The organism is Klenkia soli (assembly GCF_900103975.1).
In the GTDB taxonomy this organism is placed as follows: Bacteria; Actinomycetota; Actinomycetes; order Mycobacteriales; family Geodermatophilaceae; genus Klenkia; species Klenkia soli.
Map to the genome: position 1 here is coordinate 26,319 of NZ_FNIR01000011.1, position 14,784 is coordinate 41,102.

Here is a 14,784-nt window from a genome sequence, read left to right on the forward strand (position 1 = left end):
ACGAGCCCTCAGCCGACGTAGCGCGACTCGACGAGCGGCAGTCGAGCCTGCCGCTCGTCGGCGGTCACCAGCACGAGGCCGTGGGCCAACGCCGTGGCCGCGATCCAGAGGTCGTTGCTCGCCATGCGTGACACCGATTGCCGCAGCTCTGCGTACGCGCTGGCCACCTGCCGGTCGACAGGGAGCACGAGCGGTCCTCTGGCGAGCGCGACGAGACGGCGGAGACGCTGCGATCGGGTTCGACCGTCGGGGGCCAGCAGCACGCCGGCCTCGAGCTCGCCCGAGGTCACCGCACTCATCGCCCACCCCTCGTCCAGGGTCCCCGGGGGGAGCGGACGCGGCTCGGCGTCGGCGAGCAGGCTGGTGTCCAGCAGCGCCCTCATCGCCAGGGGTCGACAGCGGCCTCGTCGTCCTCGGCCCGCATCGCGGCCAGGTCGCGGGCCCAGGCATCGTCGACCGGCGGCAACGCGGCGAAATCGGCCGCAGTACCCCACCGGTCATCGCCCCGGGGCGACAACTCCGCGACAGGCCGGCCGTCGACGGTGATGGTGAACCGCTCACCGGCCTCGGCACGCCGCAGGACGTCGCTGACGTTGTTGCGCAGTTCGCGCTGCGGGATGGTCGTCACGAACCCAGGGTAGGCGTGGCGTAGACAATGCGCTACGGCTTGCGACCCCCTGCTGGGCGACTTCCGCCTCCCTCGAAGGCCGTCCTCGCACAGGAGGTCTGGTGGAGGGGGACCGGCTTCTGTGCACCCCCTGATCAACGCCGCGACGGCCGGACCGGCGTGCTGGACTACGTTCCGACACGCACCCGGCACCTGGTGCGACGACGAGGGGGCCCGATGAGCAGACCGTTGCGGCGCGCCCGGGCCGTCGACGTCGCCGCGCGGGCCGGGGTCTCGGTGGCCACGGTCTCCTTCGTGGTCAACGGCAAGGCCGAGGGCCGGGTCTCCCCCGCCACCCGCCTGCGGGTGCTCGACGCCATCGCGGCCCTGGGCTACGTCACCGACGCGTCGGCGCGGGCCCTGGCCACCGGACGCCGCCGGCAGGTCGCCCTCCTCGCCCACGACATGACCAACCCGTTCACCGCCCAGGTCGCCGCGGGTGCCGCCGCCGGGATCGCCGAGGCGACCGAGGGCACCGGCCACCTGCTGCTCCTGCTCGCGGCGGGGCTGGCCGAGCCCGACGTCGAGCCGGTCGGCGCGGCCACCGTGGACGGCGTCCTCATCAACTACCCGGGCACCCTCCCGGCGGGCCGGCCGGATCTCCCGGTGGTCCACCTCGACGACCCCGCCGCCGGTGGGCACCAGGTCTCGCTGGACGTCGCGGTCGGGGCGCGCGAGCTGGCCGGCCACCTCGCGGACCTCGGCCACCGGCACGTGCTCTACCTCGACGGCAACCGACCCTGGTCCACCTTCGTCGAGCGCCGCGCCGCCTTCGCCGCCGAGTTCGCCGCCCGCGTCCCCGGCGCGGTGGTCGCCGACGACCGCTGCGACATCGACCTGGGCTCGGCGCTGGACCTCGCGACCCGGCGGTCGGCGGACTGGCGGCGGTCCGGGGCCACCGTGGTGGTGGCCGCGACCGACGTCCAGGCGCTCGGGGTGCTGGCCGGCCTGCACGCGGCCGGCGTGGCGGTGCCCGCCCAGCTGTCCGTGGCCGGGTTCGACGACATCCCGTTCGCCGCGGTCTCCGCGCCACCGCTGACCACCGTGGCGCTGCCCGCACGCGAGCTGGGTCACCGCGGTGCGGTGCTGCTGGCCGGCGTGATCGAGGACCCCGACGCACCCGTGGGCGCCCCGACCGTGCTGCCCGCCCGGCTCGTGGTCCGGGGTAGCACCGGCCCACCTGCTACGGTGACGTTAAGCGCTTAACCCACCCCGGAGGTCCGTGTGCTGGTCTGCATCGGCGACGTCGTCGAGGACGTCGTCGTCTGGACCGAGGCCCCGCTGCGCGCCGGCACCGACAACCCCGGCCGGGTCGTGCGCACCCGCGGGGGCAGCGCGGCCAACGTCGCGGTGTTCGCCGCGGCCACCGGGTCGGCCAGCCGGTTCGTCGGCCGGGTCGGCGACGACGCCCTGGGCGCCGTCCTCACCGCCGACCTCGAGCGGGCCGGCGTCGAGGTCCGGGTGCAGCGGGCCGGGCGCACCGGCAGCATCGTCGTCCTGGTCGACCCGGCCGGTGAGCGCACGATGGTCCCCGACCGCGGCGCCGCTGCCGACCTCGCCGACCCGCCGCCGTCCTGGGTGGCCGGTGCCGCCGTCGTGCACGCCCCCGCCTACGCCCTGGCCACGCCCGGCCCGGCCACCGCGGTGCGCACCCTGTTCGCCGCCGCCCGCGACACCGGGGCGCTGACCAGCATCGACGTCTCCTCCGTCGACCTGGTCACCCGGCTGGGCGCCGAGGTGCTGCGTGCCGCGATCGCCCGGCTGGCCCCCGACGTGCTCATCGCCAACGCCGAGGAGGCCGCCGCGCTGGGCCCGGTGCCCGGCGCCCGGACGACGGTGGTCAAGGCCGGTTCCGCCCCCACCACGGTCACCGGCCCCGACGGCGCCGTCGTCCGCGTCCCGGTGGCCCCGGTCGACGCCGTCCGCGACACCACCGGGGCCGGCGACGCCTTCGCCGCCGGCTTCCTCACCGCCTTCGCCACCGGCCGCGACCCGGTCGCGGCCTGCCTGGCCGGTCACGCCCTCGCCGCCCGCGTCCTGCAGCAGCCGGGCGCGAACCTCTCCGCCGACCCCACCCTCGAACCCACGGGAGCACCCGCATGACCTCCACCGCCGAACGCATCGGGCTCGTCGTCGCCGACGAGGTCGCCACCGCCCTGGCCGAGGGGCGCCCGGTCGTGGCCATGGAGTCCACGATCTTCTCCAACCTCGGCCTGCCCGCCCCCGGCAACCGCGAGGCCTTCGACCGGTGCGAGGCCGCCGTCCGCGCCGGCGGTGCCGTGCCGGCCGTGACCGCCGTCCTCGACGGACGCCCGCGGGTCGGGCTGACCGCCGCCGACGTCGACCGGGTGCTCACCGGCAGCGCCAAGGTCGCCGAGCGCGACGTCCCGGTGGCGATCGCGCAGCGCTGGGCCGAGGGCATGACCACGGTCTCGGCCTCGGTCGCGCTGGCGCACGCCGCGGGCATCGAGGTCTTCGCCACCGGCGGCATCGGCGGCGTGCACCGCGGCGTCGAGACCAGCGGCGACGTCTCCGCCGACCTCGACGCGCTGGCCAGCCACCCCGTGGTCACCGTGTGCGCCGGCGCCAAGGCGTTCCTCGACCTCCCCCGCACGCTGGAGCACCTCGAGGCCATCGGCGTCCCGGTCCTCGGCTGGCGGCACGACTGGTTCCCGGCCTTCTACTCCCGCTCGGTCGGCCTGCCCGTGCCGCACCGGGTCGAGGACGCCGCCACCGTGGCCGGCGTGCTGCGCAACCGGCTGCGCGAGGACACCGGCGTGCTGCTCGGCGTCCCGATCCCGGAGTCCGCCGAGATCCCGGCCGAGGAGATCGAGGCCAAGATGCTGCGGGCGCTGGCCGCCGCCGCCGAGGCCGGGGTCACCGGCCCGAAGGTCACCCCGTTCATCCTGGCCCGCATCGAGGCCGAGACCGACGGCGAGTCGATCCCCGCCAACCTGGCGCTGGCCGAGAACAACGCCGCCGTCGCCGCGGAGGTCGCCACCGCGCTGTCCGCCGCCCGGTGACAGCATGTCCGGTGTGACGGCACCGGTGCGCGAGACGCTGACCTACGAGATGTTCGGGACCGCGGGGCGGGAGCTCGCCCAGCAGGTGGCCGACGACGGCTACGAGCCCGACCTGATCCTGGCCATCGCCCGCGGTGGCCTGTTCCTGGGCGGCGCGCTGGGCTACGCGCTGGACGTGAAGAACCTCTTCGTGATGAACGTGGAGTTCTACACCGGCGTCGACGAGCGGCTCGAGCTGCCGGTGATGCTGCCGCCGAACCTGGACCGGGTCGACCTGACCGGCGCGAACGTGCTCATCGCCGACGACGTCGCCGACACCGGGAAGACCCTCGAGCTGGTGCGCGACTTCTGCGCCGGCTACGTCGCCGAGGTCCGGTCGGCGGTGGTCTACGAGAAGCCGCGCTCGGTCGTGAAGTGCGACTACGTCTGGAAGCGCACCGACGACTGGATCGACTTCCCCTGGTCGGTGCAGCCCCCGGTCGTGAACCGGCGCGGGGGTCTCGCGCACTAGAGCTTCGTGGACGCCGTCACGGTGAACTTCGGGTCGCGGGACACCTGCCGGGTGGGGCCGACGACCCGCCGCAGGGCGTCGCGGTGCGGCAGGTGCGAGTTGTAGACGGTGAGCAGCTGGCCACCCGGTCGCAGCACCCGCGCCGCGGCCTCGAACAGGCGGTCGGCGATGCCGGCGTGCACCGTCGTCCCCTGGTGGAAGGGCGGGTTGCAGGCGACCAGGTCGACGCTGCCCGGCTCGACGCCGGCCAGGGCGTCGTCCCGCACGACGGTCACCCGGTCGGCCACCCCGTTGCGCTCCGCGGTCGCCCGTGCCGAGAGCACCGCGGCGGCCGAGGCGTCCGACGCCAGCACGGCGTAGCCCGCCCGGGCCAGGGCCACGGCCAGCACGCCGGTGCCGCAGCCCAGGTCCACCGCCGCGCCGCTGCCCTGCGCGGGGAGGGCCCGCAGCAGCGCCCGGGTGCCGATGTCGACCTTGGTGCCGGCGAACGCGGCGCCGTGCGCGGCGACGGTGATGCCGAGGTCGGGGTGCTCGACGACCCGCGGGAAGGACGACGCCCCCGGGCGCGGGCCGGTGGCGACCAGCACCCGGGACTTCTGCCGGGCCAAGGTGGCGTGCACGTGCTCGAAGGAGTCGCCGAGGACGCCGTTCATCGCGTGCGTCATGTGCTTGACCCGCCCGCCGACGTAGAGCGTGACGGAGCGGTCCGCACCCGCGGCCACGGTCTCGGCGATCTCCCGCAGCGCGTCCAGCGACTTGGGCGCCTGCACCAGCACCACGCGGGCGCCGGCGGCGTCCAGCTCCGGCAGCACCGTGAACCCGGCGGTGCCGGTGCGCTCGGCGTTGGCGGCCAGGGCCAGCTCGGCGAGCCGCAGGTCGGTGTACGCCCGCACCCCGCTCGCGCCGTGCAGTGCGACTGCGCCGAGGGTGAGCGCGCCGTGCGTGTCGTCCACGGTGAGGACGCCGTCCGGGTGGGCCGCGATGCCGGCCGCCGCCTCGTCGAGCAGCAGCCGGTCGGTGGCGTCGACCGCGACCAGGTCGGGCGCCTCGACGTCGGGGAACCTGCTCAGCTGGTCGAGGAAGGGATCAGGCACCGGACCACTGTCCCCCACGGCCGTCGGGCATGATCTGGTCCCCCGCGGCGGGCGCTGCGGGGAGGAGGGACGACGTGGACGCAGGAGTCAGTGCCCGGCCCAGTGTGCCGCTGTTCGTGCTGGCCGCCGCCGGTGTGGCCTTCGCCCTCGCGCTGGGCACCGGGGCGGTGGACTGCGGCGGCCTGACGATGTCACCGGGCGACAGCTGCTTGGTCAACGGCACCGAGCAGAGCTACGGCGACCGGGTGTCGATCATGCACAACCAGCTGGTGGGGGGCCTCGTCGTCGGCGTCCTGGCCTTCGTCGGCGCCTTCGTCGTCGGCGTCCTGCGCCGCCGGCGCGCCGACCCGAAGCGGCGCATGCAGTTCGAGGCCGCGGCGGCGGAGCGCCGGGCGACCTTCACCGACCCGATGACGCTGGAGGCCTACGACGCCCGGATCGCCAAGGAGCGCCGCAAGCAGTTCTTCCTGCCCCCGGACGCCGTCCCCCCGGTCTGAGGGGACGGCCTCCGGGCCCTCAGACCCCGGTGAGGCCGACCGGGCAGCTCACGCCGGTGCCGTTGACCGGGCAGTAGCCGTTCGGGACCTTGTACAGGTACTGCTGGTGGTAGTCCTCGGCGTAGAAGAACTCGCCCAGCGGCAGGATCTCGGTGGTGATCTCGCCGTAGCCCGCCGCGGTCAGCCGGGCCTGGTACTGGTCGCGGGAGGCCTCGGCGGCGGCCTGCTGCTCGGGGCCGGTCACGTAGATCGCCGAGCGGTACTGGGTGCCGACGTCGTTGCCCTGGCGCATGCCCTGGGTGGGGTCGTGCTCCTCCCAGAACTCCTTGAGCAGCACCTCGTAGGACACGACGGCCGGGTCGAAGACGACCAGCACCACCTCGGTGTGCCCGGTGCGCGCCGAGCAGACCTCCTCGTACGTCGGGTTCGGGGTGAAGCCACCGGCGTAGCCCGCCGCGGTCGAGTACACGCCCGGGTGCTGCCAGAACACCTTCTCGACGCCCCAGAAGCAGCCGGCGCCGAACACCGCGGTCTGCAGGCCGTCGGGGAACGGCGGCTGGATGCGGTTGCCGTTGACCGCGTGGAGCTCGGGGATGTGCGGGAGCACCTGGGAGCGGCCCGGCAGGGCCTCCTCCGCGGTGACCGACTGGGTCTTGGCGCGGGAGAAGAACGACATGCCCCGAATGTAGGACGACGCCGCAACCGCGGCGGTCGGGAACATCCGGCCGCCCGGGGGCACTGCACCGGGCATGCCGATCACCACCCGCGAGGTCCAGCTGGCCGCCCGCCCGCACGGCGTGCCCACCCCCGACGACTTCCGCACCGTCGAGCTGCAGCGCCCCGACCCGGCCCCGGGCGAGGTGGTGGTGCAGAACCTGGCGATGTCGGTCGACCCGTACATGCGCGGGCGGATGAACGCCGGCCCCTCGTACGCCCCGGCCTGGGAGATCGGCGAGACGATGCAGGGCGGCGCCGTCGGCCGGGTCACCGCCTCCCGGTCCGACCGGGTCCCCGAGGGCGCCCTGGTGCTGTCCAACGCCGCCTGGCGGGACGTCGCGGTGCTGGCCGACTCCGCCGTCTCGGTGCTGCCGGAGGCCGACGACGTCCCGGTCACCTGGCACCTCGGCGTGCTGGGCATGCCCGGGCTGACCGCCTGGGCCGGGTTGATGCGGCTGGCCGACTTCCGGGCCGGGGACGACGTCTTCGTCTCCGGCGCCGCCGGGGCGGTCGGCAGCCTGGTCGGCCAGTTCGCCCGGTTGTCGGGCGCCGGGTCGGTCGTGGGCAGCGCCGGGACACCGGAGAAGGTGCGCTGGCTGACCGACGAGCTGGGCTTCACCGCGGCCTTCGACTACCACGACGGCCCGGTCGCCGACCTGCTCGCCGCGGCCGTACCCGGCGGCATCGACGTCTTCTTCGACAACGTCGGCGGCGACCACCTGGAGGCCGCCCTGGGTGCGTTCCGCGAGCAGGGCCGGGCCGCGCTGTGCGGCGCCATCTCCGGCTACAACGCCGTCGAGCCGCCGCCGGGGCCGCGGAACATGTTCCTGGTCGTGGGCAAGCGGCTGAGCCTGCGCGGGTTCATCGTGGGCGACCACGCCGACCTGCGCCCGCAGTTCCGCGAGAGGGTCACCGGCTGGCTGCGCTCGGGCGAGCTCACCGCCCGCGAGACCGTGCGCGAGGGTCTGGACGCCGCCGTCCCCGCCTTCCTCGACCTCCTCGGCGGCGCGAACACCGGGAAGATGGTCGTCACGCTGTGACGGTCGGGGCCCCCTGCGGCACCGGGTCGGCGACCCGTGGGGCGGGGCGGCCGAACAGGTAGCCCTGGGCGTAGGCGCAGCCCAGGTCGGTCAGCACGTCGCGCTGCGCGTCGGTCTCGACGCCCTCGGCGACGACGTCGAGGGCCAGGCTGCGGGACAGCTCGACGATCGAGGCGACCAGTGTGGTGGCCGATCCGCCGCGGGCGAGGTCGGTGACGAAGCTGCGGTCGATCTTCACGATGTCGGCGGGCAGCCGCCGCAGGTAGGCCAGGCTCGAGTAGCCCGTGCCGAAGTCGTCGATGGCGATCTTGACCCCGAGGTCGCGGATGGCCTGCAACCGGTCGCAGGCGGCGTCCAGGTCGTCGGCCAGCAGGCTCTCGGTCACCTCGAGCACCAGCCGGTCCGCGGGCAGCCCGCTGTCGGCCAGGGCCGCGCGCACCTCGCCGACGAACCCCTCGTCGGCCAGCTGGACGGCGGAGACGTTGACCGCCACCTTGCTGGGACCGGGCTCGCCGCCCAGCCCGGCCACGGCGTCACGGGTCGCCCGGCGCAGCACCCAGGTGCCCAGCGCCACCACGGCCCCGGTCTGCTCGGCGATGGGGATGAACTGCATCGGCGGGACCGCCCCCCGCGTGGGGTGCGTCCACCGCAGCAGGGCCTCGTGCCCGTGCACCACGCCGTCGGGCAGGGTCACGACCGGCTGGTAGTGCACGGCCAGCTGGTCGCCGGCGGCCATCGCCGCGGTCAGGTCCTCGGCCAGGGCCGCCCGGTCGGCGACGGCGTCGGCCATCCCCGCGACGAACTCGACCACGCGGTTGCGACCGGTGGTCTTGGCCCGGTGCATGGCCACGTCGGCGTTGCGCAGCAGCTCCTCGGCGTCCCGGCGGGCCGCCGTCCCCGTGGTCGCCACCCCGATGCTCGCGGTCACCGTGACCGGTCGACCGGTGAGCGGCACGGGCACCTGCATCGCGGCCTGCAGCCGGCGGGCGACCTCGGCGGTCTGCGCGGGCCCACCGGGCACCAGCACGGCGAACTCGTCCCCGCCGAGCCGGATGACCAGGTCACCGGTGCGGACACCGGCGCGCAGCCGGTCCGCCACCTCGACCAGCAGCTGGTCGCCGGCCAGGTGGCCGCGCCCGTCGTTGACCGCCTGGAACCCGTCGAGGTCCAGCAGGAGCACGCCCAGCGGCTCGCCCTGGCGCAGCAGCCGCGCCGCGGCCTCGGCCAGCCGGCGGCGGTTGCCCAGCCCGGTCAGCGGGTCGGTGCGCGCCTCGTCCTCGGCCAGCTGCCAGGAGCGGTGGTGCACGAGGCAGACCAGCAGGGTGGCCACCACGGGGAGGAGGTCGTAGGGGTCGGTCGCGCCCGGCCGGTAGACCACCACCGCGAAGTCGACGACGGCGACCACCACGGCGGTGGGCACGATCACCCGGTCCCGGTAGAGGGCGCACACCGCGATGGCCAGCAGCATCCAGCTGAACGCCTCGCCCTGGCCGGTGACCGGCACCAGGGCCGCGGCCCCGCCGGTGAGGCTCAGCGTGGCCAGCACGGTGCGCAGCCGGGCGGGCCAACCGGCCCGGAGGGCGAGGACGGCAGGCAGCCCGACCAGCAGCAGCACCAGGACGGTGCGAGCCGGCCCGTGGCCCAGCACCGCGGTCAGCGCCCCGACCGCGAGCGCCTGCACCAGGGCAGCGCGGACGACCCACCGGTGCCGCAGCTGCCACTCGGCGGTGGCCAGCGACGTCCCGGTGAGCCGGCCGCCCAGCCACGAGGTCATGACTCCTCCTCGGCAGCGCGACGCGGATCACACAGCCCACCGAGGACACGATCACCCTTCGGGGTGCAGCCGAACCGGTTCCGGCCGACGATCGAACGGTGCCCGTGACCGACCCCCAGCTCGAACGCCACCCCGTCGACGGCGAGACCCGCGGGGTCGCCCTGTTCTGCCACGGCGGCACCGCCGCGAGCGAGGCCCCGCCGAAGGACCGGGCGCTGTCGCTGGTGCGCATGCGGGCCTTCGAACGCTTCGTCCGCGACGACCTCGGCGGCCGTGGCGTCGCGACGGCGCTGGTGCGCTACCGGGTGGCCGGGTGGAACGGCGAGGCCGCCGACGCCTACCAGGACGTGCAGTGGTCGATCGAGCAGCTGCGCGCCGACCTGGGCAAGGACGTGCCGGTCGTGCTGGTCGGGCACTCGATGGGCGGCCGGGCCGCCCTCAAGGCCGGGGGCGACCCGCAGGTCACCGCCGTCTGCGCGCTGGCCCCGTGGACGCCGCCGGGCGAGCCGGTGATGCAGCTGCGCGGCCAGACCGTGGCGATCCTGCACGGCTCGGGTGACCGCTGGGTGCCGGCCAAGCTCTCGGCGGACTTCGCCGTGCGCGCCCGCCGGGCCGGGGCCCGGGTGGCCCGCTTCACCACCCCGGGCGGGCACAGCATGCTGCGCCGGGCCGGCCGGTGGCACGAGTTCGCCCGGGACATCGTGCTGGCCGGCACCGGTCTCGAACCGATGCGGGCCGACGTGGCGAACGCTCTCCAGCTGCCGAGCCCGGAAGGACTCGCCGTCCGGCTGTAGGCGCTGTCCGTCGAGGGGAAACAATGTCCGCCGTGCGCAACCGACCGACCGCCGCCGTCGTGGGATCCGGGGTCTCCGGCCTCACCGCCGCGCACCTCCTGCAGCGCACCCACGACGTGACGCTGTTCGAGACCGACGGCCGCCTCGGCGGCCACGCGCACACCCACGACGTCGAGACCCCCGACGACCGGGTCATCCCCATCGACACCGGGTTCATCGTGCACAACGAGCGCACCTACCCGAACCTGCTCAAGCTCTTCGCCGAGCTCGGGGTGGCCACGCAGCCCACCGAGATGAGCATGTCCATCGTCTGCGAGGGCTGCGGGCTGGAGTACGCCGGTGCCCGCGGGCTGCCCGGCGTCTTCGCGCAGAAGAAGCAGCTGGCCAACCCGGCCTACCTGCGCATGCTGGTCGAGGTGAAGAAGTTCCACCGGCAGGCCCTGCGGCTGGTCGAGCTGGCCGGCGGCGACAGCCGCGGCGGGGGCACCACCGAGCTCGACGGCCTGACCCTGGGGGCGTTCCTGGCCATCGGCGGCTACTCGGACTACTTCGTCCGGCACTTCATGGTCCCGGTGGTCTCGTGCGTGTGGTCCTCGGGCACCGGGACGTCGCTGCAGTACCCCGCCGTCTACCTGTTCCGGTTCCTGGCCAACCACGGGATGCTCTCGGTCAGCGGCTCCCCGCAGTGGCGCACCGTCACCGGTGGCTCCCGTGCCTACGTCGAGAAGGCCGCCAAGGGCCTGACCAACGTGCAGACCGCGACCGGCATCCGGTCGCTGACCCGGCACGTGGACGGCGTCGAGCTGACCGACGTCGACGGCGAGCGGCACGCGGCCGACGTCGTCGTCGTGGCCACCCACCCCGACCAGGCCCTGCAGCTGCTCGGCGACCCGACCGACGACGAGCGCGCCGTCCTCGGGGCCTTCTCCTACTCGCGCAACGAGACCCTGCTGCACACCGACAGCTCGATCATGCCGGCGGCGCAGGCGGCGAGGGCCTCCTGGAACTACCGCATGCCCGGCTGCGCCACCGACACCTCCGCCGTCCAGGTCACCTACTGGATGAACAAGCTGCACGCGATCGACGAGCCGGTCGACTACCTGGTGTCGCTGAACGCCACCGACCGGATCGACGAGGCGACCGTGCTGCGCCGCATGGTCTACGACCACCCGGAGTACACCCCCACCTCGGTCGCCGCCCAGCGCCGGCTGCCGGCGCTGAACACCGGTCGGACGGCGTTCGCCGGCGCCTACCACGGGTGGGGCTTCCACGAGGACGGCTGCGCCTCGGGCGTCCGGGCGGCGGAGTCGCTGGGCAGCGGATGGTGACCACGGCGGTGCAGGACTGGACGGCGACCACCCTGCCCGCGCTGTACGACGTCCGGGTCGGGCACCGCCGCTCGCACCCGCTGGAGAACGCCTTCGAGTACGGCGGCTACCTCTGGGCGGTCGACCTGGACGACCTGCCGCAGCTCCCCCGCGGCCTGCGCTGGGCGGCCCGGTTCGACGCCGCCGACCACCTCGGCGACCCGGCGTCGACGATCAAGGACAACGTCGTGCGGTTCGCCGCGCTGAACGGTGTGGACGACGTCGCCCGGGTCGTGATGATGGCCAACGCCCGCAGCGGCCCGCACGTGTTCAACCCGCTGTCCACGCACTGGTGCTACCGGGCCGACGGGTCGCTGGCCTGCATCGTCGCCGAGGTGCACAACACCTACGGCGAGCGGCACGCCTACCTCCTGCACCCCGACGACGCCGGGCGCGCGGAGGCCGAGAAGGACTTCTACGTCTCGCCGTTCAACACCGTCGACGGCCGGTACCTCATGCGGTTCTCCGGCCCCGGCGAGCAGCTGCACGTCACGATGGCGCTGCAGGTGGGCGGCCGGACGCCGTTCGTGGCCACCCTCCGCGGACGGGCCCGCGCGGCGAGCGCAGGTGCCGTCGTCCGTACCCTTCTGCGCTGGCCGTTCATGAGCCTGTGGGTGGCCACCCTCATCCGGTGGCAGGGCATCCGGCTCTGGGCGCGGAAGTTGCCGGTCGTGCCCCGACCGACACATGATCCGCTGCCGGGGGTCGCTGCGAACACCTCCCGGAACGCAACGGACCGGACGAAGGACGGGTCATGACCACGGTGCACCACAACGCCAGCCGGACCGAGGACGCACGGTTCCCCGTGCCCCGCCCGGACGAGGCGCACTGGCCGGGCCTGGCCACCCCGCCCCGCTCGCCCGTCCGCGCGGCGGTCGCCGAGCGGCTCTTCCGGCACGCGGTGTCGACCCTGCCCGTGCGGGCGGTCTTCCCCGACGGCACGGTGCTGGGTGCCGGCGACCGGCACGCCCCGGTGATGCGCCTGGTCCGCCCGGCCAACTTCTTCCACCGCCTGGGCGCCGACGCCAAGATCGGCTTCGGCGAGGCCTACATGACCGGCGACTGGACGACGGGCCCGGGCACCGACCTGGCCGACCTGCTCAGCCCGTTCGCCGCCCGCATGTCCTCGCTGATCCACCCGGCGCTGCAGCGCATGCGGCACCTGGTCGAGCGCACCCAGCCGATGGGCGAGGAGAACACCAAGGAGAACAGCCGGCACAACATCAGCCGGCACTACGACCTCTCCAACCAGCTCTTCGAGGCCTTCCTCGACGAGACCATGAGCTACTCCTCGGCCTGGTTCGAGCCCGGTGACTCCCTGGTCGACGCGCAGCTGCGCAAGGTCGACGGCGTGCTGGACCTCGCCCGCGTGGGCGAGGGCATGAGCGTGCTGGAGATCGGCTCCGGCTGGGGCGCGCTGGCCATCCGCGCCGCCCAGCGCGGCGCCCGGGTGACCACGCTGACGCTGTCGTCGGAGCAGCAGGCGCTGGCCCGGGTGCGGGCCGCCGACGCCGGGGTCGCCGACCTGGTCGACGTCCAGCTGTGCGACTACCGCGACGCCCGCGGCCGGTACGACGCCGTCGTCTCGGTCGAGATGATCGAGGCGGTCGGCGAGAAGTTCTGGGCCACCTACTTCTCCGCGCTGGACTCCCTGCTGGCGCCCGGCGGGCGGGTCGGCCTGCAGTCGATCACCATGCCGCACGACCGCATGATGGCCACCCGGCGCAGCTACACCTGGATCCACAAGTACGTCTTCCCGGGCGGGATCATCCCCTCGATCCGCTCCATCGAGGACAACCTGACCGCCCACACCACGCTGTCGGTCGTCGAGCGGCGCGACCTCGGCCCGCACTACGCCGTCACCCTGCAGATGTGGCGCGAGCGCTTCATCGCGGAGTGGCCCTCGCTGGAGGGCGCCTTCGACGGCACCTTCCGCCGCATGTGGGAGTTCTACCTGGCCTACTGCGAGGCCGGCTTCCGCTCGGGCTACCTCGGCGTCAGCCAGCTCGGCCTCGCCCGGGACCCCTTCCCCCGCTGACCCGGGTCAGGCGGCGGCTGCTGCTGCTGCGACCTTGGGGCCGTGGACCTGGAGGGAGTAGTAGGTCTGCACGTCCTGGGGCTGCATGCTGATGTCGCACGCGGCGCTCATCGAGCGCTCGATGCCGCGGCTGAGGTGCCGCACCGTGTCGTTGTGCGCGCAGATGTCGAAGGCGACGACGCCGCGGGCGGCCACCATGCGGTCGACGATCGGCTGCAGCGTGGCCCGGAAGACCCGTCCCCGCTGGGCCCGCGGGTCGGTGAGGGTGAAGCCCAGGTAGAAGATCGCGTCCCGCGCGGCGTGCTCGGGGTGCCGGGCGGCGAAGTAGGCCGGCTCGATCCACGGCACCGCGGTGAGGTCGCCGGTGAACGTGGTCAGCCCGACCGCCGTCCCGTCGTCGTCGAAGGCCACGTACTTGTCGATGCGCTCGTCGGCCATCTCCTCGGCGAACTCGGCCGGGGTGAGCACGTGCCGCGCCGCGGCGAGCGTGCGGAGCGGTTCGAAGGCGTCGGCGTAGAGCACGTAGAAGCCGTCGACGAGGTGCTCGGGGACCGTCTGCAGCCGCTCGACCCTCATCGGGTGAACCCCCAGCCCGCGGTCTCGTAGGCCGCCACGACCATCGCGCAGACCGGTTCCTCGGTGCAGGTGACCCCGGTGCGCACCTGCTGCACCGGCCCGAACTCCTCGGGCCGCCCGGCGACGAGGTCGGCCAGGCTGAGGTCGATCAGCTTGGTGACGATCTCCTCGGAGTCGCCCTCGTGCTCGACGAACAGCCCGCCGGCGCCGTCGACGCGCTGCACCCAGCCGACCCCGGCCCACGCCTGCTCGCCCGGCACCGACGCCCGCTGCTCGGCGTACACGCAGTAGAGCCGGTCGCCCCAGGCCCCGTCGGGGATCGGCGTCGCCCCGGTGGTGTCGACGACGGTGTGCGGCGGGACCACCGACGACAACCGGACCAGGTTGAAGTTGGCCACCCCGGCGTCGCGCAGGGCGGCGTCGAACGCCGACAGCTCCGTGCTGCCGGTACCGGTGCCGGTGACCACCGGGATGGTCGGGGACTGCCGCTGGTTCATGACGCTCCGTACTGGCTCGTGGCGCCGGTGGGCCCCGAACGGGGCGGTGGCGACCTCTGCAGCTACCGATCGTGATGAGACCTGCGGTTCTCGCCCAGGCCTGCGCCCGATGGTGTGAACGACGTCCGCCGTCCGTGGCGGACCCCCCACCCCGGGAGGAGGAGCGGGACCGGCGACGCGCCCACCATC

17 protein-coding genes are annotated in these 14,784 nt (G+C 74.3%); 10 read left to right on the forward strand and 7 right to left on the reverse strand.

Annotated elements, in window-relative coordinates:
- Positions 1-8: 8 nt before the first annotated feature.
- Together BLS67_RS16835 and BLS67_RS16840 are read right to left on the reverse strand one after the other, a co-directional pair.
- Complete coding sequence (locus BLS67_RS16835) at positions 9-383, reverse strand: PIN domain-containing protein (protein WP_091247315.1); 375 nt, start codon at positions 381-383, stop codon at positions 9-11.
- A complete protein-coding gene (locus tag BLS67_RS16840) occupies positions 380-628 on the reverse strand; it encodes a type II toxin-antitoxin system Phd/YefM family antitoxin (protein ID WP_091247317.1) in 249 nt (82 codons plus the stop codon). Before BLS67_RS16840 ends, BLS67_RS16835 begins: the two co-directional genes overlap by 4 nt.
- Positions 629-844: 216 nt before the next feature.
- Between BLS67_RS16840 and BLS67_RS16845 the strand changes: the two genes are divergently transcribed.
- From BLS67_RS16845 to BLS67_RS16860, 4 genes are read left to right on the forward strand one after another with little or no spacing between them, the layout of a single operon-like run.
- The gene (locus tag BLS67_RS16845) at positions 845-1,873 is read left to right on the forward strand and encodes a LacI family DNA-binding transcriptional regulator (protein WP_165617636.1); all 1,029 of its coding nucleotides are present in this window, start codon (positions 845-847) and stop codon (positions 1,871-1,873) included.
- An 18-nt stretch (positions 1,874-1,891) separates the two neighbouring features.
- A complete protein-coding gene (locus BLS67_RS16850) occupies positions 1,892-2,770 on the forward strand; it encodes a carbohydrate kinase family protein (RefSeq protein WP_091247319.1) in 879 nt (292 codons plus the stop codon).
- Complete coding sequence (locus tag BLS67_RS16855; RefSeq protein WP_091247321.1) at positions 2,767-3,690, forward strand: pseudouridine-5'-phosphate glycosidase; 924 nt, start codon at positions 2,767-2,769, stop codon at positions 3,688-3,690. Before BLS67_RS16850 ends, BLS67_RS16855 begins: the two co-directional genes overlap by 4 nt.
- 4 nt (positions 3,691-3,694) lie before the next feature.
- The gene (locus BLS67_RS16860) at positions 3,695-4,201 is read left to right on the forward strand and encodes a phosphoribosyltransferase (RefSeq protein ID WP_091247322.1); all 507 of its coding nucleotides are present in this window, start codon (positions 3,695-3,697) and stop codon (positions 4,199-4,201) included.
- Here BLS67_RS16860 and BLS67_RS16865 read toward each other — a convergent pair.
- Positions 4,198-5,295 carry a class I SAM-dependent methyltransferase gene (locus BLS67_RS16865; protein WP_091247324.1) on the reverse strand — a complete coding sequence of 366 codons (1,098 nt, stop codon included), beginning with the start codon at positions 5,293-5,295 and terminating at the stop codon, positions 4,198-4,200. The two genes, BLS67_RS16860 and BLS67_RS16865, sit on opposite strands and share 4 nt — an antisense overlap.
- A 74-nt stretch (positions 5,296-5,369) precedes the next feature.
- Between BLS67_RS16865 and BLS67_RS16870 the strand changes: the two genes are divergently transcribed.
- Positions 5,370-5,792, forward strand: a complete 423-nt coding sequence (locus BLS67_RS16870) for a hypothetical protein (RefSeq protein ID WP_131801771.1) — start codon at positions 5,370-5,372, stop codon at positions 5,790-5,792.
- Between the two features lie 19 nt (positions 5,793-5,811).
- Here BLS67_RS16870 and msrA read toward each other — a convergent pair whose 3' ends face one another.
- Positions 5,812-6,468, reverse strand: coding sequence for a peptide-methionine (S)-S-oxide reductase MsrA (gene msrA, locus BLS67_RS16875; protein WP_091247328.1), 657 nt, complete (start codon positions 6,466-6,468; stop codon positions 5,812-5,814).
- Between the two features lie 73 nt (positions 6,469-6,541).
- On the opposite strand from msrA, the gene BLS67_RS16880 reads away from it, so the two are divergent.
- Positions 6,542-7,549 (forward strand): NADP-dependent oxidoreductase, encoded by a 1,008-nt coding sequence (locus BLS67_RS16880; RefSeq protein ID WP_091247329.1) that lies wholly within the window; start codon positions 6,542-6,544, stop codon positions 7,547-7,549.
- Here BLS67_RS16880 and BLS67_RS16885 read toward each other — a convergent pair.
- Complete coding sequence (locus tag BLS67_RS16885) at positions 7,539-9,323, reverse strand: putative bifunctional diguanylate cyclase/phosphodiesterase (RefSeq protein ID WP_091247332.1); 1,785 nt, start codon at positions 9,321-9,323, stop codon at positions 7,539-7,541. The genes BLS67_RS16880 and BLS67_RS16885 overlap by 11 nt on opposite strands.
- A 104-nt stretch (positions 9,324-9,427) precedes the next feature.
- Between BLS67_RS16885 and BLS67_RS16890 the strand changes: the two genes are divergently transcribed.
- From BLS67_RS16890 to BLS67_RS16905, 4 genes are read left to right on the forward strand one after another with little or no spacing between them, the layout of a single operon-like run.
- Complete coding sequence (locus BLS67_RS16890) at positions 9,428-10,117, forward strand: alpha/beta hydrolase (protein ID WP_091247664.1); 690 nt, start codon at positions 9,428-9,430, stop codon at positions 10,115-10,117.
- Between the two features lie 32 nt (positions 10,118-10,149).
- A complete protein-coding gene (locus BLS67_RS16895; protein ID WP_242654144.1) occupies positions 10,150-11,445 on the forward strand; it encodes an NAD(P)/FAD-dependent oxidoreductase in 1,296 nt (431 codons plus the stop codon).
- Positions 11,442-12,242: a DUF1365 domain-containing protein gene (locus BLS67_RS16900; RefSeq protein ID WP_207500685.1), complete on the forward strand. Its 801-nt coding sequence runs from the start codon at positions 11,442-11,444 to the stop codon at positions 12,240-12,242. Before BLS67_RS16895 ends, BLS67_RS16900 begins: the two co-directional genes overlap by 4 nt.
- A complete protein-coding gene (locus tag BLS67_RS16905; protein ID WP_091247338.1) occupies positions 12,239-13,522 on the forward strand; it encodes an SAM-dependent methyltransferase in 1,284 nt (427 codons plus the stop codon). The genes BLS67_RS16900 and BLS67_RS16905 overlap by 4 nt, the downstream gene beginning before the upstream one ends.
- A gap of 6 nt (positions 13,523-13,528) precedes the next feature.
- On the opposite strand, the gene BLS67_RS16910 is transcribed toward BLS67_RS16905, so the two are convergent.
- The gene (locus tag BLS67_RS16910; RefSeq protein WP_091247340.1) at positions 13,529-14,098 is read right to left on the reverse strand and encodes a hypothetical protein; all 570 of its coding nucleotides are present in this window, start codon (positions 14,096-14,098) and stop codon (positions 13,529-13,531) included.
- A complete protein-coding gene (locus BLS67_RS16915) occupies positions 14,095-14,595 on the reverse strand; it encodes a pyruvoyl-dependent arginine decarboxylase (protein ID WP_091247342.1) in 501 nt (166 codons plus the stop codon). Before BLS67_RS16915 ends, BLS67_RS16910 begins: the two co-directional genes overlap by 4 nt.
- Positions 14,596-14,784 lie beyond the last annotated feature (189 nt).